This is a genomic window from Pseudomonas sp. H1_D05, assembly GCF_054682705.1.
Window position 1 is genome coordinate 484,530 of record NZ_CP162825.1, and the last position, 21,066, is coordinate 505,595.

The 21,066-nt window shown below is 59.5% G+C and carries 18 protein-coding genes and 1 pseudogene; 8 read left to right on the forward strand and 11 right to left on the reverse strand.

What is annotated here, in order from left to right:
* Nucleotides 1-285: 285 nt before the first annotated feature.
* From AB4O11_RS02220 to AB4O11_RS02240, 5 genes are all read left to right on the forward strand, one after another.
* A complete protein-coding gene (locus tag AB4O11_RS02220; protein WP_460130013.1) occupies nucleotides 286-1,713 on the forward strand; it encodes a di-heme oxidoreductase family protein in 1,428 nt (475 codons plus the stop codon).
* Between the two features lie 27 nt (nucleotides 1,714-1,740).
* Nucleotides 1,741-2,805, forward strand: coding sequence for an imelysin family protein (locus AB4O11_RS02225; RefSeq protein WP_460130015.1), 1,065 nt, complete (start codon nucleotides 1,741-1,743; stop codon nucleotides 2,803-2,805).
* A 14-nt stretch (nucleotides 2,806-2,819) separates the two neighbouring features.
* Nucleotides 2,820-3,920 carry a DUF1513 domain-containing protein gene (locus tag AB4O11_RS02230; RefSeq protein WP_460130017.1) on the forward strand — a complete coding sequence of 367 codons (1,101 nt, stop codon included), beginning with the start codon at nucleotides 2,820-2,822 and terminating at the stop codon, nucleotides 3,918-3,920.
* Between the two features lie 180 nt (nucleotides 3,921-4,100).
* A complete protein-coding gene (locus AB4O11_RS02235; RefSeq protein WP_099757043.1) occupies nucleotides 4,101-5,249 on the forward strand; it encodes an efflux RND transporter periplasmic adaptor subunit in 1,149 nt (382 codons plus the stop codon).
* Between the two features lie 13 nt (nucleotides 5,250-5,262).
* Nucleotides 5,263-8,298: a multidrug efflux RND transporter permease subunit gene (locus tag AB4O11_RS02240; RefSeq protein WP_460130018.1), complete on the forward strand. Its 3,036-nt coding sequence runs from the start codon at nucleotides 5,263-5,265 to the stop codon at nucleotides 8,296-8,298.
* A gap of 175 nt (nucleotides 8,299-8,473) precedes the next feature.
* On the opposite strand, the gene AB4O11_RS02245 is transcribed toward AB4O11_RS02240, so the two are convergent.
* The 5 genes from AB4O11_RS02245 to colR form a co-directional block, all read right to left on the reverse strand.
* Entirely contained in the window at nucleotides 8,474-8,701 is a 228-nt protein-coding gene (locus AB4O11_RS02245) for a hypothetical protein (protein WP_093430557.1), read from the reverse strand.
* 2 nt (nucleotides 8,702-8,703) lie between these two features.
* Nucleotides 8,704-9,420 (reverse strand): lipopolysaccharide kinase InaA family protein, encoded by a 717-nt coding sequence (locus AB4O11_RS02250; RefSeq protein WP_093430558.1) that lies wholly within the window; start codon nucleotides 9,418-9,420, stop codon nucleotides 8,704-8,706.
* A gap of 4 nt (nucleotides 9,421-9,424) precedes the next feature.
* A complete protein-coding gene (locus tag AB4O11_RS02255; RefSeq protein WP_093430559.1) occupies nucleotides 9,425-10,093 on the reverse strand; it encodes a class I SAM-dependent methyltransferase in 669 nt (222 codons plus the stop codon).
* Between the two features lie 161 nt (nucleotides 10,094-10,254).
* Nucleotides 10,255-11,529, reverse strand: a complete 1,275-nt coding sequence (locus tag AB4O11_RS02260) for a sensor histidine kinase (protein WP_116255107.1) — start codon at nucleotides 11,527-11,529, stop codon at nucleotides 10,255-10,257.
* Nucleotides 11,519-12,202 (reverse strand): two-component system response regulator ColR, encoded by a 684-nt coding sequence (colR, locus tag AB4O11_RS02265; protein WP_041068401.1) that lies wholly within the window; start codon nucleotides 12,200-12,202, stop codon nucleotides 11,519-11,521. The genes AB4O11_RS02260 and colR overlap by 11 nt, the downstream gene beginning before the upstream one ends.
* Nucleotides 12,203-12,405: 203 nt before the next feature.
* Here colR and AB4O11_RS02270 point away from each other — a divergent pair, with 203 nt between their 5' ends.
* On the forward strand, nucleotides 12,406-14,355 hold the full coding sequence (locus AB4O11_RS02270; RefSeq protein WP_099757046.1) for an LTA synthase family protein: 1,950 nt from the start codon (nucleotides 12,406-12,408) through the stop codon (nucleotides 14,353-14,355).
* A gap of 54 nt (nucleotides 14,356-14,409) precedes the next feature.
* Entirely contained in the window at nucleotides 14,410-15,153 is a 744-nt protein-coding gene (locus tag AB4O11_RS02275) for a phosphatase PAP2 family protein (protein ID WP_093430562.1), read from the forward strand.
* A 28-nt stretch (nucleotides 15,154-15,181) separates the two neighbouring features.
* On the opposite strand, the pseudogene AB4O11_RS02280 reads toward AB4O11_RS02275, so the two are convergent.
* From AB4O11_RS02280 to AB4O11_RS02300, 5 genes and pseudogenes are all read right to left on the reverse strand, one after another.
* Nucleotides 15,182-15,289: pseudogene (locus tag AB4O11_RS02280) on the reverse strand (metal ABC transporter ATP-binding protein); the annotation flags it as partial.
* 56 nt (nucleotides 15,290-15,345) lie between these two features.
* Complete coding sequence (groL, locus tag AB4O11_RS02285; protein WP_093430563.1) at nucleotides 15,346-16,992, reverse strand: chaperonin GroEL; 1,647 nt, start codon at nucleotides 16,990-16,992, stop codon at nucleotides 15,346-15,348.
* A gap of 50 nt (nucleotides 16,993-17,042) precedes the next feature.
* Entirely contained in the window at nucleotides 17,043-17,336 is a 294-nt protein-coding gene (locus AB4O11_RS02290) for a co-chaperone GroES (RefSeq protein ID WP_007916610.1), read from the reverse strand.
* Between the two features lie 260 nt (nucleotides 17,337-17,596).
* A complete protein-coding gene (locus AB4O11_RS02295; RefSeq protein WP_093430564.1) occupies nucleotides 17,597-18,073 on the reverse strand; it encodes an FxsA family protein in 477 nt (158 codons plus the stop codon).
* 65 nt (nucleotides 18,074-18,138) lie between these two features.
* Nucleotides 18,139-18,870, reverse strand: coding sequence for a HugZ family pyridoxamine 5'-phosphate oxidase (locus tag AB4O11_RS02300; RefSeq protein WP_257356014.1), 732 nt, complete (start codon nucleotides 18,868-18,870; stop codon nucleotides 18,139-18,141).
* Nucleotides 18,871-19,035: 165 nt separating this feature from the next.
* Between AB4O11_RS02300 and AB4O11_RS02305 the strand changes: the two genes are divergently transcribed.
* Nucleotides 19,036-19,794, forward strand: a complete 759-nt coding sequence (locus AB4O11_RS02305; protein ID WP_053123391.1) for an SDR family oxidoreductase — start codon at nucleotides 19,036-19,038, stop codon at nucleotides 19,792-19,794.
* A gap of 131 nt (nucleotides 19,795-19,925) precedes the next feature.
* On the opposite strand, the gene apbC is transcribed toward AB4O11_RS02305, so the two are convergent.
* On the reverse strand, nucleotides 19,926-21,020 hold the full coding sequence (gene apbC, locus AB4O11_RS02310; RefSeq protein WP_095123282.1) for an iron-sulfur cluster carrier protein ApbC: 1,095 nt from the start codon (nucleotides 21,018-21,020) through the stop codon (nucleotides 19,926-19,928).
* Between the last annotated feature and the right edge of the window lie 46 nt (nucleotides 21,021-21,066).

Sequence of the window (21,066 nt, forward strand, 5' to 3'; positions counted from 1 at the left end):
GGGTCGCCTTTTTCATGCATGCCAAACACAACCCCCTGCTTCAAGGTGTACCCAATATCAAGTGCACCACCAATCCCTGTGGGAGCGAGCTTGCTCGCGAAGGCGGCATCTGGCGCAACACCAGCAGAGCGACGAACTCCGCTTTCGCGAGCAAGCTCGCTCCCACAAGGTTTGCATTGGCCTTTAGGTTTGCTTCATATCAAGCAAACGATAATTCCTCTTATTCAAACTCCTTCGCCCTGTTAGACTTTGCGCCTTTATTTTCGCCCGTCCGCAGGATGTCTGATGCCCTCGCTGCCTCTTCGCTTGTCCGCACTGTTGCTGGCCCTGGGCCTGAGTGCCTGCGATGACGCCCCGCGTTTCACCAAGGCTGAGCCGGGTGAAGCCCGTTCGGGCGGTGCAGCGACCGTGCGCAAGACCGATCAGAACGCATTCTCCCTGCCCTCGGCCAACCTGCCACCGTCACGGCGAGTGGATTTCAGTGTCGGCAACAGTTTCTTCCGCAGCCCATGGGTGATTGCACCGTCGACCACCACGGCGCGCGATGGCCTCGGCCCGTTGTTCAACACCAACGCCTGCCAGAACTGCCACATCAAGGACGGTCGCGGCCACCCACCGACGCCGGATGCGGCCAACGCGGTGTCGATGCTGGTCAGGCTGTCGATCCCCGACGCGCCGGAATATGCCCGGCTCATCGAGCAGGCTGGCGTAGTGCCGGAGCCGGTCTACGGCGGCCAGTTCCAGGACATGGCCGTGCCCGGCGTCGCCCCGGAAGGCAAAGTGCGCGTCGATTACACGCCAGTGCCCGTGCGTTTCAAGGACGGCACCGAAGTCGAATTGCGCAAGCCAGTGTTGCAGATCACCCAACTGGGCTACGGCCCGATGCACCCGGACACGCGTTTCTCGGCCCGCGTCGCGCCGCCGATGATTGGTCTGGGCCTGCTCGAAGCAATCCCCGAAGAAGCGATTCTGGCCAACGCCGCCGCGCAAGCCAAAGACAACAAAGGCATCAATGGCCGTCCCAATCAGGTCTGGGATGATGCGTTGCAGAAGACCGTCATGGGCAGATTCGGCTGGAAAGCCGGGCAACCGAACCTCAATCAACAGAGCGTCCACGCGTTTTCCGGTGACATGGGTCTCACCACCAGTCTGCGCCCCTTCGATGACTGCACCGAGGCGCAAACTGCCTGCAAACAGGCGCCAAACGGCAATGGCCCGGACGGCGAGCCGGAAGTCAGCGACAACATCCTGCGTCTGGTGCTGTTCTACAGCCGTAACCTCGCCGTACCCGCGCGGCGTGGCGTCAACGATGCACAAGTGCTGGCCGGCAAGAGCCTGTTTTTCCAGGCCGGCTGCCAGTCGTGCCATACACCGAAATACACCACCGCCGCCAACGCAGCCGAACCTGAACTGGCCAATCAGGTGATTCGTCCATACAGCGATCTGTTGCTGCATGACATGGGCGACGGCCTGGCCGACAACCGTACGGAATTCCAGGCCTCCGGCCGCGACTGGCGCACGCCGCCGTTGTGGGGGATCGGCCTGACGCAAGCCGTCAGCGGCCACACACAGTTTTTGCATGACGGTCGCGCGCGCAATCTGCTCGAAGCGGTGCTCTGGCATGGCGGCGAAGCACAAGCCGCGCAGCAACAGGTTTTGTCTTTCAATGCCGAGCAGCGTGCCGCGCTGCTGGCGTTTTTGAACTCACTTTAAACACTGAAAAAGAATCGGGAGCCCGACATGTTCCGTCCCAAGCTACTGTTCACCAGCCTTGCCGCGCTCGCCCTCGGCGCCTGCTCGCCGCAGGATCCGCAAGCGGTCACGTCGGCGGCCATCGCCAAATCGGTGATCCTGCCGACCTACACCCGTTGGGTCGAGGCCGACAAGCAACTGGCGGTCAGCGCCCTCGCCTACTGCCAGGGCAAGGAAACCCCGGAAACCGCCCGCGCCGATTTCCTGCACGCGCAGAAAGCCTGGGCCGAGCTGCAACCGCTGCTGATCGGCCCGTTGGCCGAGGGCAACCGTTCGTGGCAGGTACAGTTCTGGCCGGACAAGAAGAACCTCGTCGGCCGTCAGGTCGAGCAACTGGTCGTCGCGCAGCCGCAGATCGACGCCGCCGCCCTGGCCAAATCGAGCGTAGTCGTTCAAGGTCTGTCGGCGTACGAGTACATCCTGTTCGACGCCAAGCCTGACGTGGCCAACGCCGAGCAGAAAGCCAAGTACTGCCCACTGCTGATCGCCATTGGCGAACGACAGAAGCAACTGGCCGAAGAGATTCTGCAGGGCTGGAACAACACTGACGGCATGCTCGCGCAGATGACCAAGTTCCCCAACCAGCGCTATGCCGACTCCCACGAAGCGATCGCCGATCTGCTGCGCGTGCAGGTCACTGCACTGGACACTCTGAAGAAAAAACTCGGCACGCCAATGGGCCGTCAGAGCAAAGGCGTGCCTCAACCGTTCCAGGCCGATGCCTGGCGCAGCCAGTCCTCGCTGACCGCACTAGAAGCCAGCCTCGCCGCTGCCAAAACCGTCTGGGAAGGTGTCGACAACAAAGGCCTGCGCGGTCTGTTGCCGGCTGAGCAGAAGCCACTGGCGGACAAGATCGACGCTGCCTACGCCGCTTCGCTGAAACTGCTCGACAGCACTCAGCGTTCGCTCGGCGAAATGCTCGAAGACGACGCCGGTCGTCAGCAACTGAACGACATCTACGACAGCCTCAACGTGGTCCATCGCCTGCACGAAGGCGAACTGGCCAAGGCGCTGGGCATCCAACTGGGCTTCAACGCCAACGACGGTGACTGATGAGGGCAAGTGCCATGCTGCGACGTCAGGTTCTGACTTTAGGTAGTGCACTGCTGGGAGCAGTGACGCTGGGCGGCTGGACGCTGTTCAAACGCAAGGATCAGAGCCCGCTGTTGCTGTCGGCGCGCGACGACACCGACGGCAAACACTACGCCGTCGGCTATCGGCTGGATGGCACGCGGGTGTTCGCCACCGAAGTCGGCCAACGCTGCCACGACATCATCAACCATCCGACGCAGCCGATTGCACTGTTCGTCGCACGTCGCCCGGGCACCGAGAGTTACCTGGTCGACCTGCGCGACGGTAAGTTGCTGCAGACCGTGACCTCACAGCCGAACCGGCACTTCTACGGCCACGCCGTGGTGCACAAGGACGGCGAATACCTGTACGCCACCGAGAACGACACCACCGATCCTGGCCGTGGCCTGCTCGGCGTCTACAAGTTCGAAGGCGCGCGACTGGTGCACACGGGCGAGATTTCCACCCACGGTCTCGGTCCGCATCAGGTGTCGTGGATGCCTGACGGCGAGACGCTGGTGGTGGCCAATGGCGGGATTCGTACCGAGGCAGAAAGCCGTGTCGACATGAACCTCAACGCCATGGAGCCAAGTCTGGTGCTGATGCAGCGCGATGGCACCCTGCTGAGCAAGGAAACCCTCGCCCAGCAGATGAACAGCGTGCGCCATCTGGGCATCGCCAGCGACGGTACCATCGTCGCCGGTCAGCAGTTCATGGGCGCCTCGCATGAGCGTTCGGAGTTGCTGGCGATCAAGCGTCCGGGGCAGCCGTTCGTGGCGTTCCCGGTGCCGGAGCATCAGTTGCAGTCGATGGGGCATTACACCGCAAGTGTTGCGGTGCACAGCGACTTGCGCCTGGTTGCGCTGACGGCGCCGCGTGGCAACCGCTTCTTTATCTGGGATCTGGACAGTGGCGAGGTGCGCCTCGACGCGCCGTTGCCCGATTGCGCGGGTGTGGGTGCGGTGAAGGACGGTTTTGTCGTGACCTCCGGGCAAGGACGTTGCCGTTACTACGATTGCCGTCAGGATGAGCTGCTGGCCAAGCCACTGGAATTACCGGCGGGGCTCTGGGACAACCATCTGCATTTGATGGCGTAAAACTGCCTTAAAAGATCGCAGCCTGCGGCAGCTCCTGCATTGGAATGCACTCCTCTGCAGGAACTGCCGCAGGCTGCGGTCTTTTTGCGCGCCCCTGTAAGAACTGCCAGTTGGAATCCCCCCTGTACTCGGAGTAATGTGCCCGCCTGTCTCACCTGATTTATCCAAGGAACTGGAAATATGCTGCGTCGCCGCATGCTGATCATGTTGGGTGTTGTTTTGTTGATCGTCCTGGTGCTGGGCGGATACAAAGCCTTTTCGATCTACACAATGATCCAGGGCTTTTCCAAGCCGAAACCGCCAATCAGCGTTGCCGTGGCCAATGCCACCGAGCAACCGTGGCAGATGCGTTTGCCCACCGTCGGCTCTCTCAAGGCGCTGCAAGGTGTCGAGCTGAGCCTGGAAGTGGCCGGCACCGTCACCGAACTCAAGTTCGAGTCCGGACAGAAGGTCAAGGCCGGGCAACCCTTGCTGCAACTCGACAGTGGCGTCGAAACTGCCCTGCTGGAAACCGCCAAGGCTGATCTCGGGCTGGCGCAACTGGACTTCGGCCGTGGCGCGCAACTGGTCGATAGCCGCGCAATCTCCAAAGGCGAGTACGACCGGCTCTCCGCTGTACTGCAGAAAAATAAAGCCACGGTCAATCAGCTCAACGCTTCGCTGGCGAAAAAACGCATCCTCGCACCGTTCAGCGGCACCATCGGCATCCGTCAGGTCGACGTCGGCGACTACCTCGCCAGCGGCACCAAAATCGCCACGCTGCAAGATCTGAGCAGCCTCTACGCCGACTTCTACCTGCCCGAACAATCGGTGCCGAAACTGGCCATCGGTCAGCCTGTGCAGATCGCTGTCGCCGCCTATCCCAAGCAAAACTTCGCCGGCAAGATCAGCGCGATCAACCCGATCGTCGAAAGCACAACGCGCAACATTCTGGTTCGCGCCACGCTGGCCAACCCCGACGGCAAATTGCTGCCGGGCATGTTCGCCAGCCTCGAGGTGCTGTTGCCGGATCCGCAGAAACACATTGTCGTGCCGGAGAGCGCGATCACCTACACCCTCTACGGCAACTCGATCTACGTGGTCGGGCAAAAGAAAGCCGAAGACGGCAGCGTCGAAAAGGACGACAAGGGCCAACCGGTGCTGATCGCCGAACGCCGCTTCATCGAAACCGGTGAGCGCCGCGATGGCCTGGTGATGATCAAAAAGGGCGTGCAAAGTGGCGAACAAGTGGTGACGGCTGGCCAGATCAAACTGGACAACGGTGCCCACATCGCCATCAGCGACGACAAGACCCTCGGCGAGCAGAACAGTCCGCCGCGCGCCGACTGATCAAGGAATCCCCATGGCCTTTACCGATCCGTTCATCCGCCGCCCGGTGCTCGCCACCGTGGTCAGCCTGTTGATTGTGCTGCTGGGCTTTCAGGCCTGGAGCAAGTTGCCGCTGCGCCAATACCCGCAAATGGAAAACGCCCTGATCACGGTGACCACCGCTTATCCCGGAGCCAACGCCGAAACCATTCAGGGCTACATCACCCAGCCGATGCAGCAGAGCCTCGCCAGCGCCGAGGGCATCGACTACATGACTTCGGTCAGCCGGCAGAACTTCTCGGTGATCTCGATCTACGCGCGCATCGGCTCCAACACCGACCGTTTGTTCACCGAACTGCTGGCCAAAGCCAACGAGGTGAAAAACAAGCTGCCACAGGACGCCGAAGACCCGGTGCTGAGCAAGGAGTCCGCCGACGCCTCGGCGCTGATGTACATCAGTTTCTTCAGCAAGGACTTGAGCAACCCGCAAATCACCGACTACCTGTCACGGGTGATCCAGCCAAAACTGGCGACCTTGCCGGGCATGGCCGAGGCGGAGATTCTCGGCAATCAGGTGTTCGCCATGCGCTTGTGGCTCGACCCGGTGAAACTCGCCGGTTTCGGCCTCAGCGCCAGCGATGTGACCAACGCCGTGCGCCAGTACAACTTCCTCTCCGCCGCCGGCGAAGTGAAAGGCGAGTATGTGGTCACCAGCATCAACGCCAACACCGAACTGAAATCCGCTGAAGCCTTCGCGGCGATTCCGCTCAAGGTCAGTGGCGACAGCCGCGTGTTGCTGAGTGATGTCGCGCGGGTGGAAATGGGCGCGGAAAACTACGATTCGATCAGCTCGTTTGGCGGCACGCCGTCGGTGTACATCGGCATCAAGGCCACCCCGGGCGCCAACCCGCTGGATGTGATCAAGGAAGTGCGCAAGCTGATGCCCGAGCTGGAAGCGCAACTGCCGCCGAACCTGAAAAGCGAGATCGCCTACGACGCCACGCTGTTTATCCAGGCCTCGATCGATGAAGTGGTAAAAACCCTGTTCGAGGCGGTGCTGATCGTCATCGTCGTGGTGTTCCTGTTCCTCGGCGCATTGCGCTCGGTGCTAATCCCGGTGGTGACCATTCCGCTGTCGATGATCGGCGTGATGTTCTTCATGCAGATGATGGGTTACTCGATGAATCTGCTGACGCTGCTGGCGATGGTGCTGGCCATCGGTCTGGTGGTGGACGATGCGATTGTCGTGGTGGAAAACATTCACCGGCATATCGAGGAAGGCAAGACGCCGTTTGATGCGGCGCTGGAAGGCGCACGGGAAATCGCCATGCCGGTGGTGTCGATGACCATCACCCTGGCGGCGGTGTATGCGCCGATCGGTTTCCTCACCGGGCTGACCGGAGCGTTGTTCAAGGAGTTTGCGCTGACCCTGGCCGGCGCCGTGGTGATTTCCGGGATCGTCGCCCTGACCCTGTCGCCGATGATGTGCGCGTTTTTGCTGCGCCACGAGGAAAATCCCAGCGGCCTCGCGCATCGCCTCGACCGCATTTTTGACGGCCTCAAGCGCCGCTATCAGAGCATGCTGCACGGCACGCTGAACACGCGGCCGGTGGTGCTGGTGTTCGCAGTGATCGTGTTGTGCCTGATCCCGGTGTTCCTCAAGTTCACCAAATCGGAACTGGCCCCGGACGAAGATCAGGGCATCATTTTCATGATGGCCACTGCGCCGCAGCCAACCAACCTCGATTACCTGAGCACCTACACCGACGAATTCATCAAGATCTTCAAAGAGTTCCCGGAGTACTACTCCTCGTTCCAGATCAACGGCTACAACGGTGTACAGGCGGGGATCGGCGGCTTCCTGCTCAAGCCGTGGAATGAGCGCAGTCGCACGCAGATGCAAATCCTCCCCGAGGTGCAAGGCAAACTGGAAGGCATTCCTGGCTTGCAGATCTTTGGTTTCAACCTGCCCTCCCTGCCCGGCACCGGTGAAGGCTTGCCGTTTGAGTTCGTGGTCAACACCGCCAACGACTATGAACTGCTGCTGCAAGTGGCTGACCGGATCAAGAAGCGCGCGATGGAGTCGGGCAAGTTCGCCTTCGTCGATCTCGATCTGGCGTTCGACAAACCCGAGGTGGTGGTCGATATTGACCGCGCCAAAGCAGCGCAGATGGGCGTGTCGATGCAGGATCTCGGTGGCACGCTGGCGACGCTGTTGGGCGAGGCGGAAATCAACCGTTTCACCATTGATGGGCGCAGCTACAAGGTCATTGCCCAGGTCGAACGCCCCTATCGCGATAACCCGGACTGGCTGAACAACTACTACGTGAAAAACACTCAGGGCGAGTTATTGCCGCTGTCGACGCTGATCAAGGTCAGCGACCGCGCTCGACCGCGCCAGCTCAATCAGTTCCAGCAACTTAACGCCGCGAAGATCTCCGGTTTCCCGTTGGTGAGCATGGGTGAAGCCATCGACACCGTGTTGCAGATTGCCAGCGAAGAAGCACCGGCCGGGTTTGCTTTCGACTACGGCGGCGCATCGCGACAGTTCGTGCAGGAAGGCAGTGCCCTGTGGGTAACCTTCGCGCTGGCGCTGGCGATTATCTTTCTGGTGCTGGCGGCGCAATTCGAAAGCTTCCGCGATCCGCTGGTGATCCTGGTGACGGTGCCGTTGTCGATCTGCGGCGCGCTGATACCGCTATTCCTCGGCTGGTCGAGCATGAACATCTATACCCAGGTCGGGTTGGTGACGCTGATCGGGCTGATCAGTAAACACGGGATTCTGATCGTCGAGTTCGCCAACCAATTGCGCAAGGATAAAGGCCTGACGGCGCGTGAAGCCGTTGAGGAAGCGGCAGCGATTCGTTTACGCCCGGTGTTGATGACCACGGCGGCGATGGTGTTTGGCATGGTGCCGTTGATTCTCGCCACGGGTGCCGGCGCGGTCAGTCGGTTTGATATCGGCATGGTGATTGCCACGGGGATGTCGATTGGCACGTTGTTTACGCTGTTTGTGTTGCCGTGCGTTTACACCCTGCTGGCGAAACCCGATCCCAAACAAACCGCATAACCCTGTGGGAGCGAGCTTGCTCGCGAAAGCGGTCTTTCAGTTAATACTTATAGTGCCTGACACACCGCCTTCGCGAGCAAGCTCGCTCCCACATTTGGTTGGCGTTTATCCATAAAATCCGCGCATAAAAAAAGGCCTCGCATCTGCGAGGCCTTTTATGTGGGCTTCAATCGGTTCAACTCTGCGGCCTCATCCCTTGAGAAAGTCCGAACATGAACAACAACAGATCATGATCGGGTTTGGTCGCCACGGAGGCTTTTGCCACCCGTGGGACTGCGCAGTGGGCGTCGTCTACGGACGAGCCCACTACCTGCATGCGGGGCTGCTCCCAGGCAGCCACCGCCAATGACGCAACTGCCAAGGCTCCAACCAAAAACAAACCTCGTGCAATTTCTAGTTTCATCGCTATAAACCTTTGATAGCGCTGCCAAACGCCGTCTCATAAAAGTAGACGAGTTTTTTCCAGTCCGTGTCGCGGAACGACGAATGGCGGCGCAATTGCTTCATGTCGTGGGAAGCGGCGCGATAGGCGGTCAGACGCTGGCGGCATTTCTCCAGATCGATCAACGCGACTTCGACCTTGGCCGACTCGCCTTCGCCCGTCACACGCACAAACACGTGTTTGATGTAGATGCAGCTGTGCTGCCAACGGCCCTTGTGCATGCGCGCCAGGTTCTCGGCGAGGTCCTTGAGCACGCGCTCATAAACCACATCACCGCACTGATCGCGACCGCCGGCAGCCGCCAGCCAATGTTCCAGTTCCTGGAAACCGTCCAGGGACTTGGTGACCAGCAGAGCGCGCCATTTGTGCTGAGGATCAGGCTGAGCGCCGCAGAAAACGATTTGCGGTACGCGCACACCGAGCTTGCTCACGCCGGTCAGCGCATCAAGTTCACGCAAAACAGTAGGACGGCCAAAAGGGTGCAACCAACTGCGATAGATGTGACCGGTCTGGCGCTTGGCATACAGCAGTTGACCATCGCGCCCCACGACCCTTTGCACGCCACTTTCCCCGCCACGTCGAACATTGGGTTCTTCCACCCACTCGCCGCGCTGGTTCCAGTAAAAGTCAAAGCGATCTTGCGGAGCGACATCCGTTTCTGCTGCAAATTGCACTGCCATCCTGTTACCTCTTGCGTAATACGTAAACCCGCCACATGGCGTAGAGCGGAATAAAGTCCAGTTGTTCCTGAATCCGAAAACCTGCTTCCTCGAACTCCTTTTCCACCGTAGCGGCCGGTAACACAAAGCGATTCTGATACTCGCGTTTGTCACGGTTGCGCTCGGCTCGCTGGCGTTTCCAGGCTTTGAAATTGCCATCAACCCACAGCGAAACGATCACACTGTCCCGGGTAACGCGCTCGAATTCGCGCAGAATCGCCCGGCGATGCTCGGCTTCACCGATGTGGTGGAGCAGACGCATGCAGAAAATGCTGTCGACGGCGTTGTCAGGCAAGGCAATATCGAAGGCAGAGGTGTGCAAGGGTTGTACCCGTTTCACCACATCGGCCGGTTGCGACTGCATTGCCGTCTTGATCATCGATTCGGAATTGTCCGCGCCGATAATCACCCGGTTGGCCTTTTCGCCCAACAACGGCCAGAAACGCCCGGCACCGCAAGGCAGATCCAGCACCAGTCCCGGTTCACCCACCGACGCCAGCGCCTTGCGGGCCAGCTGTTCGTCACGCCAGTGGGAGAGACGCCGTCCAAGGCTTTCTTTGTGCTTGCGCAGGTATTTCTGCGCGTGTTGATCGTCGTACTTCTCGGAAAAATCGAGTTTGATCGGACCGGCCATCACCTGGACTCCTGAATTGCTGATGTCACCACCTTAAGGAGCGGCGTGTCAGCGTCAGGTCATCCATTTGTGAAAAAAATGTCCGGTAAACAGACAAATTATTACAGCGTTATACAGGAATTAGACAGGAAGGAGGGAGTAGCATCGAGCCACTCCGTGCGTCAGATTTTGCCCAGATCCACCTCGAAGCGGCAGCCATTGGGTTCCATCGTGCTCAGGCTGACGGTCCAGCCCTGGTTCTCGCAGATCCGCTGCACCAGCGACAATCCCAACCCCAGGCCTTCGCCGCGCTTTTCGCTGCCACGCACGAAAGGCTCGAACATGGCTTCGCGTTTTTCTTCCGGAATGCCGACACCGGAGTCTTCCACCACAAAGCCGTTCGCCGTGAGTGTCAGGCGAATGAAGCCCTTCTCGGTGTAGTGACAAGCGTTGCGCAACAGGTTGCCCATCACCGCGGTCAACAACGTTGCGTTGTAGCACGTGGTCGGCGGATTTCCCGGCTCGAACTGCAAGGTCAGCCTTTTGCTTTCGATCGGCTCACGCCACACGCACAACAAGCTGTCCGCGACTTGAGCGAGATTCTGTTGCGGTGCCGAACCAGCATCTTCGCGTTGAGAGCGGGCGAGCATCAGGAAGGTCTGCACCAGCTCGCGCATTTCCTCACTGGCCCGGGCAATGCGCTCGACCTGATTGCGCCCACGCTGATCGATGGCCGGGTTTTCCATCAGCAGCTCACAGGAGCTGGCCAATACCATCAACGGCGTGCGCAACTCGTGACTGACATCGCTGGTGAACAATCTTTCACGTGTCAGCGCCTGACGCAGACGCCCCAGCGTGGCATCGAACGCCACCGCCAGTTCGCCTACTTCGTCTGCCGCGTAATCCGGTGCCAGCGGCGGCGCCAGACCAAGCAACTGATCGCGATGGCGTACCTGCCGGGCCAGGCGCACCACCGGCGCCATTACCTTGCGCGCCAGCACCCAACCGAGGAATACCGCCAGGGCCAGGCTGAGCACAAAGCCCACCAGTACCACGGCAAACAGCACCCGCTCGCGCTCTTCGAAATCGCTTTGATCCTGCAGCAGCACATAACGCCGACCGTCGACGACTTCGACCATCGCGTGATACGACAGCTGCTCGCGGAACACTTCATGGAAACCCGCATCAAGGTGACGCAGGTCCTTGGGCAGCTCGAAATCGCCCGGGCCGCCACTGAAATAGAACAACTGGTCGGGTTCCGGGCGATGGCTCCAGTCCGAAACGTTGTCCATCAGCAGAAGCCGTTGCAGATCGCCGCCCAGCCCCGCCGAAATCAGTTTTTCTTCCACCAGGTGCACGGTCGCGACGATACCCATGGCAAAGGCCCCCGCGACCAGCGCGCTCATCAGCGCAAAGGCAATGATGATCCGCTGGGAAAGGCTTTGCTTAAACTCCATCGCGGCCCTCGGCCAAGCGATAACCGACGCCGTGCACGGTTTGCAGCAATGGCTTGGCAAACGGTTTATCGATCACCTGACGCAATTGGTGGACGTGGCTGCGCAGGCTGTCGCTGTCCGGGCAATCATCGCCCCACAGCGCTTCTTCGAGAATTTCCCGACGCAGGACGTGCGGGCTCTTCTGCATCAACACCGCCAGCAGCTTGAGGCCGACCGGATTGAGTTTCAGCAGTTTGCCTTCGCGGGTAACCTCGAGCGTGTCGAGATCATAGCTCAGATCACCGACCTGCAACGCCCGGCGCCCGCCACCCTGGGTCCGACGCATCACTGCTTCGACGCGCGCGGCCAGCTCGGACAAGGCGAAGGGTTTGACCAGGTAATCGTCAGCCCCGGACTTGAAACCCTGGAGACGATCGTCCAGTTGATCGCGAGCGGTCAGCATGATCACTGGCGTGTCCCGACGGGCGTCTTCACGCAGACGTTTGCACAGGGTGTAGCCATCGATGCCGGGCAACATGATGTCGAGCACGATCAGGTCGTAATGCTCGGTGGCCGCCAGGTGCAGGCCCGACAGACCGTCCTGGGCGCAATCGACGGTATAGCCTTTGAGCCCCAGATAATCGGCCAGATTGGCGAGGATATCGCGGTTGTCTTCAACCAATAGAATTCGCATGGGCACTCCTCCGTACACAGTAACGGCCGTCATGGCTCGCGCAGCTTAAGGCCATCGCCAGCTCAGAGCTAGGGCTGAAAGCCTCGTAAATCAACTCTCTCAAGCAAATTCAAACCTTAACGAGTTTTTCACTATTGGTTCACAACCTGACTACAGTGACAACGCGAGACTCTCGCGCCATTAGATATAAGGAAATGTAGACAATGGACTTTTTCAAGACGGCGCCTGTGCGCCTTCTGTTGCTGGTCACCGGTGTGTGGCTGCTGGTATTTCTCCTGACTCGAACCGTTCTGTTGCTGACTCATCTGGATGAGGCCGGCGGTGGCACGCTTTCGCTGTTTGGCATCGGCTTGCTGTATGACTTGGGGTTTCTTGCCTATGCGGCGTTGCCGATGGGCCTGTACCTGTTGCTCTGCCCGCCGGCCCTGTGGCGCCGCCGTGGCCATCGCTGGTTTCTGCAAGGGCTGCTGACCGTCAGCCTGTTCGCCATGCTGTTCGTGGCGGTGGCCGAGTGGCTGTTCTGGGACGAGTTCGGTGTGCGCTTCAACTTCATCGCGGTCGACTATCTGGTGTATTCCGACGAAGTGCTGAACAACGTGCTGGAGTCTTACCCGATCGGCACGCTGCTGAGCATTCTGGCGTTGCTGGCCGTCGCGCTCGGTTTTGCCCTGCGCAAACCGTTCAATGCCGCGCTGAATGCGCCATTGCCGCCGCTGCGTGGGCGCCTGCTCAATGCCCTGGGGCTGTTGATCATTGCCGGTCTGAGCCTGCAACTGCTCAGCCAGGATGCGCCACGTGCGCAAGGTGGCAATGCCTATCAGAACGAACTGGCCAGCAACGGCCCGTATCAGTTCTTCGCCGCGTTCCGGAACAACGAACTGGATTACACGCAGTTCTACAGCAGCCACACGCCCGAGGTGGTCGCCCGACAGATTCGCGCCGAACTGAGCGAGCCCAACGCGCGCTTCATCGGTCAGGACCCACAGGACATCCGCCGGATGATCGACAATCCCGGCACTGCGCGTACACCCAACATCGTCCTGGTCACCATCGAAAGCCTCAGCGCCAAATACCTGGGCAGTAACGGCGACAAACGCGACCTGACGCCCAATCTGGATGCGCTGCGTAAACAGAGCCTGTATTTCAGCAATTTCTACGCCACCGGCACCCGCACCGACCGCGGCCTGGAAGCCATCACACTGGCCATCCCACCAACCCCGGGGCGTTCGATCGTCAAGCGTATCGGTCGCGAGAGCGGTTTTGCCAGCCTTGGCCAGCAACTCAGCGCGGTGGGTTACGACAGCGTGTTCGTTTACGGTGGCCGCGGCTACTTCGACAACATGAACGCGTTCTTCAGTGGCAACGGCTATCGGGTGGTCGACCAGAGCAGCGTTGATGAAACCGAGATTCACTTCAAGAACGCCTGGGGCATGGCCGACGAGGATCTGTACAAACAGACGCTGAAGCTGGCCGATGCCGACTATGCCAAACAGCAACCGTTTCTGTTGCAGTTGATGACCACCTCCAACCATCGTCCCTACACCTACCCGGACGACCGGATCGACATCAAATCCGGTAACGGTCGCGATGGCGCGGTGAAATACACCGACTATGCGATTGGCCAGTTCCTCGACCAGGCGCGGCAAAAACCGTGGTTCGACAACACGATCTTCATCTTCGTCGCCGATCACACGGCGGGCAGCGCCGGTAAAGAAGACTTGCCGATTGCCAACTATCAAATTCCGCTGTTCATTTATGCACCGAAGCTGATCGAGCCTCGCGAGAATGGCCAACTGGCGAGCCAGATCGACCTGGCACCGACGCTGCTGGGCTTGTTGAACATGGATTACGAGTCGACTTTCTTCGGGCGCAACCTGCTGCAGGACAACCCACTGCCACCACGCGTCGTGGTCGGCAACTACCAGCATCTGGGCCTGTTTGACGGCAAGGATCTGGCGATCCTCAGCCCGCGCCAAGGCTTGCGTCGGCATGACGATGCGCTGACCGAGAGCCGCGAATCGCGGGCCTCCAGCGATGATCCGTTGATCAGCCGCGCCATCACCTATTACCAAACCGCCAGTTATGGCTTCAAGCAACAGCTGCTTGCCTGGAAAGCACCCAAGGAGGGTGTTCCACAAGTCAGCGAACGTTAATTGAAACGCCCCGGGCTGATGCCCCGGGGCGTTTTCTTTTGTTCAGGATCCGACATGTCATCAAGTGTTGTACGCCCTACCCCTCGCCCGCTGAATCTGTGGCTGTATCTGGGTATTCCAATCATCGCGGCGATAAGCCTGATTCTGCTGGAAATGACCGACCTGGACATGGTGCTGGCGCGGTTGTTCTATGACCCGGTGGCCGGCGACTTCATTGGCCGCCACAGTTTTTTCCTGGAAGACATCCTGCACGATCGCGCCAAGCAGGTGGTGATCGCGTTTTCGGTGTTTGCGGTGCTGGGGTTTCTCGGCTCGTTCTTCGTCGGCAGACTGAAACCGTTCAAGCGCGAACTGGGTTGTCTGGTGCTGTCGCTGGGCCTGGCGACCTCGTTCGTCACCCCGGTCAAAGCCGTAACGGCGGTGCAGTGCCCATGGAGCCTGGAGCAATTTGGCGGCCATGAAACCTACAGCAAACTGATGGAACATCGTCCACAAACCGACAAACCTGGCCGTTGCTGGCCTGGTGGTCATGCGGCGACGGGGTTCACCTTGTTTGCGCTGTTCTTTGTCCTGCGTGATCGCCGTCCGCGTCTGGCCCGTCAGGCGTTTATCTTTGCCTTTGCGCTGGGTTCGGTGTTTTCGATCAGCCGGATGATGCAGGGTGCGCACTTCTTTTCGCACAACGTGTGGACGGCGATTTTCTGCTGGCTGATTTGCCTGGGGTCGTATTACTGGGTGCTGTATCGCCCGGCGGTGAAAACCGAGGCCGTGGTCAAGGCACAACCGGTCAGCGCCTGACATATAAATCCAATTGTGGGAGCTAGCCTGCTCGCGAAGGCGGTGTGTCATTCAACATTAATGTTGGCTGATCCGACGCCTTCGCGAGCAGGCTCGCTCCCACAGGGGATTGGTGTGAAGCTGAAATTTGGGCAATAAAAAACCCCGCTGGCTTGCGCCAGCGGGGTTTTGCGTTACAGGGGTAAGGCTGGCTTACATCATGCCGCCCATGCCACCCATGCCGCCCATGTCTGGCATGCCGCCGCCTGCAGCGCCGTCTTTCTTCGGCGCGTCAGCTACAGCTGCTTCGGTGGTCAGGATCAGACCGCCGATCGACGATGCCGCTTGCAGAGCGGAACGAGTCACCTTGGTTGGGTCCAGGATGCCCATTTCGATCATGTCGCCGTATTCGCCAGTCGCAGCGTTGTAACCGAAGTTACCTTTGCCGTTCTTGACTTCGTTGACGACAACGCTTGGCTCGTCGCCGCTGTTGGCAGCGATCTGACGCAGCGGTGCTTCAACAGCGCGACGCAGCACAGCGATACCCACGTCCTGATCAGCGTTGTCGCCTTTCAGGTCAACCAGGGTTTGCAAAGCGCGGATCAGCGCAACGCCACCGCCAGGTACCACGCCTTCTTCAACGGCTGCACGGGTTGCGTGCAGGGCGTCTTCAACGCGGGCCTTCTTCTCTTTCATTTCAACTTCGGAACCAGCGCCAACCTTGATCACTGCAACGCCGCCGGACAGCTTGGCCAGACGCTCTTGCAGTTTTTCACGGTCGTAGTCCGAGGAAGTTTCAGCAACCTGAGCACGGATCTGAGCGATACGCGCCTGGATGTCGGAATCTGCACCGGCACCGTCAACGATGATGGTGTTTTCCTTGGAAATGGTCACACGCTTGGCGCTGCCCAGGTTTTCCAGGGTAGCGGCTTCCAGGCTCAGGCCGATCTCTTCGGAGATAACGGTACCGCCGGTCAGAACTGCGATGTCCTGCAGCATGGCCTTGCGACGGTCGCCGAAGCCTGGCGCCTTGACGGCTGCGACTTTGACGATGCCACGCATGTTGTTCACAACCAGAGTCGCCAGGGCTTCGCCTTCAACGTCTTCGGAAACGATCAGCAGTGGACGGCCGGCTTTGGCAACGGCTTCCAGCACTGGCAGCATTTCACGGATGTTCGAGATCTTTTTGTCGACCAGCAGGATCAGCGGGCTGTCCAGCTCGGCAACCATGGTCTCTGGCTTGTTGACGAAGTACGGGGACAGGTAGCCACGGTCGAACTGCATGCCTTCAACAACCGACAGTTCGTTTTCCAGGCCAGTGCCTTCTTCAACGGTGATCACGCCTTCTTTACCGACTTTTTCCATGGCTTCGGCAATGATGTCGCCGATGGAGTTGTCGGAGTTGGCGGAGATGGTGCCTACCTGAGCGATTGCCTTGGTGTCAGCGCATGGCTTGGACAGGTTCTTCAGCTCTTTGACGATAGCGATGGTCGCTTTGTCGATACCGCGCTTCAGGTCCATCGGGTTCATGCCGGCAGCGACGGCTTTCAGGCCTTCGTTGACGATCGACTGAGCCAGAACGGTAGCGGTGGTAGTACCGTCACCAGCGTCATCGTTGGCACGGGAGGCAACGTCTTTGACCAGCTGCGCGCCCATGTTTTCGAAGCGATCTTCGAGTTCGATTTCTTTGGCGACGGAAACGCCGTCCTTGGTGATGGTCGGAGCGCCGAAGCTCTTCTCGATGATCACGTTACGGCCTTTCGGGCCCAGGGTCGCTTTTACTGCGTCAGCCAGGACGTTGACGCCCTTGAGCATTTTTTTACGGGCGGAATCGCCAAACAGAACTTCTTTAGCAGCCATGATCGATATTCCTTAAATACTTTGTAGTAGCGGGAAAATGAACGGGGTTATCAGCCTTCGATAACAGCGAGGATTTCGTTCTCGCTCATTACCAGCAGGTCTTCGCCGTCGACTTTCACTGTGTTGCTGCCGGAGTAAGGACCGAACACAACCTTGTCGCCTTCTTTAACGGACAGTGCGCGCACTTCGCCGTTTTCCAGAGCTTTGCCCGGGCCTACAGCGAGAATCACACCGTGGTTGGCTTTTTCAGCAGCCGAACCTGGCAGGACGATACCGCCAGCGGTTTTCTTTTCTTCTTCGCTGCGACGGATTACGACGCGGTCATGCAGAGGACGAAGCTTCATTGTCGATCTCTCCTAATTGTGGTTTTCATCGGCCGGTGTAGTCCCGGCGGGTTTAACAAATCCGGCCTGCGCCGGTTGCGATTCGTCGAGCGAACCGCGGAAGTCTGTCCGGTTCAAATACCGGAAACCTTTCGGTGACCGATACATAAGGGCGCATAAGCTGATTACAAGGGCGAGGCGAAAAATTTTTCACCGATGTGTTGCACAAAAGCAGCCCATAAACGAACACGGCACCCGAAGGTGCCGTGTAGATAGAGCAGTTACTTGTTGTCGCGGTGTTCGAACTCGCCTTCGATCACATCACCCTCGCGGCCCAGAGGCTGGCGCGGTGCAGGACCGCCACGGGGTTGCAGGTCATCGGCGAACGCACGCTGGCGCATGGCCTGTTCTTCAGCGCGCTGGCGCATTTTGTTCGCCAGCAATCGACGGCTGACTGGCAACAACATGACCAGACCGACCACATCGCTGATGAAGCCTGGCAGGATCAACAGGCCACCGGCCAGAGCCAGCATCAGCCCTTCGAGCATGGTTTGCGCGGGCAGTTCGCCGCGGTTCAGGCTTTCACGGGCACGCAATGCAGTGGCCAGACCGGCGACGCGCAGCACGAAAATGCCGAACATCGAGCCGACAATGATCAGCAGCAGGGCCGGGAAAAACCCGATAGCCCCTGCCACTTTGACGAATACGAACAGCTCCAGCACCGGAAACAGCAGAAAGAGCAACAGAAAAGGGCGCATCAAAGTTTCCTCAACGCAAGAAATGCCTTGCAGTAAGCCTTAGATGACGTCGCCCTTTCGTGAATTCAAGCACCAGCCACCTCATTTTTTGGCCAGACCTCGGCGTGAGCCAGAGAAACCAAGGCTTCGCGCACTTGTGTCGGCGTATTACAAGGTGCCGGGAACCGCAGCCAGAACAACGCCTGACCGATGCGCAGGTGCATGCCCTCGGTGTCGATCCCGGCCAGTTGCGCCGGCACGGTTTTCGGCAGACCGGCCAGGTCGACGTAGTGCGCGATGGCTTTGGCGTGGTCGCTGTTCATGTGTTCGACCATGCTGATTTCAGCCTTGCCGGCAAACGGATTGGCCAGGGTCAGTTGATCGACCCAGTGAATCGCGCCGAAACCGCCGATGTAGCGGTGACGTACCGGGTTCAGCACCCAGAAGTCAAAATCATGGGCCTTGTGATAGTTCTGCGAATCGGGGAAATAACGGTAGTAACGCTCGGCGGCGGCTTCGATCGCGGCAACGTCTTCGAGCTTTTGCGCCTCCGCCAGATAGGTCAGGCGACCAACGGCTTGCACATCATCTGCCTCGCGCTCGCCGACGAGCATCGAGCATTTCGGGTCTTTTTGGAGGTTGTGGGTGTGCTGGGCGATGCGGCTGATCAGGATCAGCGGCCGACCCTGCTCGTCCAGGCAGTACGGCACCACGGAGCCAAAAGGAAAACCGGGCATCGATTTGGAGTGGGTCGACAGCACTCCACGGTATTCCTTGAGAAGCAATTCTCGGGCATTCTTCGCCACTTCAACGCTCAATTTATGACTCCTTAAATAGTATCCGTCGAAAAAACGGACGGGCGTCCGGGATCAAGTCCCAGTCACGCCAGCGGGCAATTCTCATGTGCAACCCTGCCACGGCCGGTGCAGATCGGGAGTCGCTGAAAACAAAAAACTACTCAGACCTGCTATCGGGGCATGCGAATGCAACTCAACGACAAAGTAATCATTATCACTGGCGGTTGCCAGGGTTTGGGCCGCTCGATGGCCGAGTATTTCGCCGGCAAAGGCGCCAAGCTTGCGCTGGTCGACCTCAATCAGGAAAAACTCGACGACGCGGTCGCGGCCTGCAAAGCCAAGGGCGTCGAGGCGCGCAGCTATCTGTGCAACGTCGCCAATGAAGAGCAGGTCGAACACATGGTCGCCCAGGTCGCCGCCGACTTCGGCGCGATCCACGGCCTGATCAACAACGCCGGGATCCTCCGTGATGGCCTGCTGCTCAAGGTCAAGGACGGCGAAATGACCAAGATGAGCCTGGCACAGTGGCAGGCCGTCATCGACGTCAACCTGACCGGCGTGTTCCTCTGCACCCGTGAAGTGGCGGCAAAAATGGTCGAGCTGAAGAACAGCGGCGCGATCATCAATATCTCGTCGATCTCGCGTGCAGGCAACGTTGGCCAGACCAACTATTCGGCGGCCAAGGCCGGTGTAGCGGCGGCGACGGTGACATGGGCGAAAGAACTGGCGCGATATGGCATTCGTGTGGCGGGGATTGCCCCGGGCTTCATTGAAACCGAGATGACCCTGGGCATGAAGCCGGAAGCGCTGGAGAAGATGACTTCGGGGATTCCGCTCAAGCGCATGGGCAAGCCGGAAGAGATTGCCCATTCGGCGGCGTACATCTTCGAAAACGACTACTACACCGGGCGGATTCTGGAGATGGATGGCGGGCTGCGCATCTAACTGCCAACACAAAACAAATGTAGGAGTGAGCCTGCTCGCGATTGCGGTCATTCATTCAACAAATCTGTTGAATGTTATTCCGCTATCGCGAGCAGGCTCACTCCTACAAGGTTATCGGTGTTGCGGATGCATCAATCGTCGCTGATGGTGATATTCGGCATCGCCGGCGTCGCCGCTTCCTGCAACACAATCCGCGCGCCGACATGGCGGGCCAGTTCCTGATAGACCATGGCAATCTGGCTGTCCGGCTCGGCAATCACCGTTGGCTTGCCGCCATCGGCCTGCTCGCGAATCAGCATCGACAGCGGCAGTGAAGCCAGCAGTTCGACGCCGTACTGGGTCGCCAGTTTCTCACCACCGCCCTCACCGAACAGATGCTCGGCATGCCCGCAGTTCGAGCAGATGTGCACGGCCATGTTTTCCACCACGCCCAGCACCGGAATGTTGACCTTGCGGAACATTTCCACGCCTTTGCGCGCGTCGAGCAAGGCCAGATCCTGTGGTGTGGTGACGATGACCGCGCCAGCCACCGGGACTTTCTGCGCCAGGGTCAGCTGGATATCGCCAGTGCCGGGCGGCATGTCGATGACCAGATAATCCAGATCGCCCCACGCGGTTTGCGTGACCAGTTGCAGCAACGCCCCGGAAACCATCGGCCCACGCCAGACCATCGGCGTGTTGTCGTCGGTCAGGAACGCCATCGACATGACTTCCACGCCGTGCGCCTTGAGCGGCACAAACCACTTCTGGTCCTTGACCTCCGGACGGGTGCGCTCGGGAATGCCGAACATGATGCCTTGGCTCGGGCCGTAGATATCGGCGTCGAGAATGCCGACCTTGGCGCCTTCACGGGCCAGGGCCAGGGCGAGGTTGGCGGCGGTGGTCGATTTGCCCACGCCGCCCTTGCCGGACGCTACGGCGACCACGTTCTTGACGTTGGCCAGCCCGGGAATCTGCGCCTGCGCCTTGTGCGCGGCGATCACGCTGTTCACTTCAACCTTGGCGATCACCACGCCGTCGAGGTTTTCAATGGCCAGTTGCAGCAGTTGCGCCCAGCCGCTCTTGAACAGGCCGGCGGCGTAACCGATTTCCAGCTGCACGTTGACGCGATCACCGACGATCTCGATGTGCTTCACGCAACCGGCGCTGACCGGATCCTGGTTAAGGTAGGGGTCGGTGTATTGGCTGAGGACGGCTTCCACCGCTGCGCGAGTGACGGCGCTCATGGGCAACTCCGATAACAAGACTGGGAATAGATGCCGGGTATCGTAC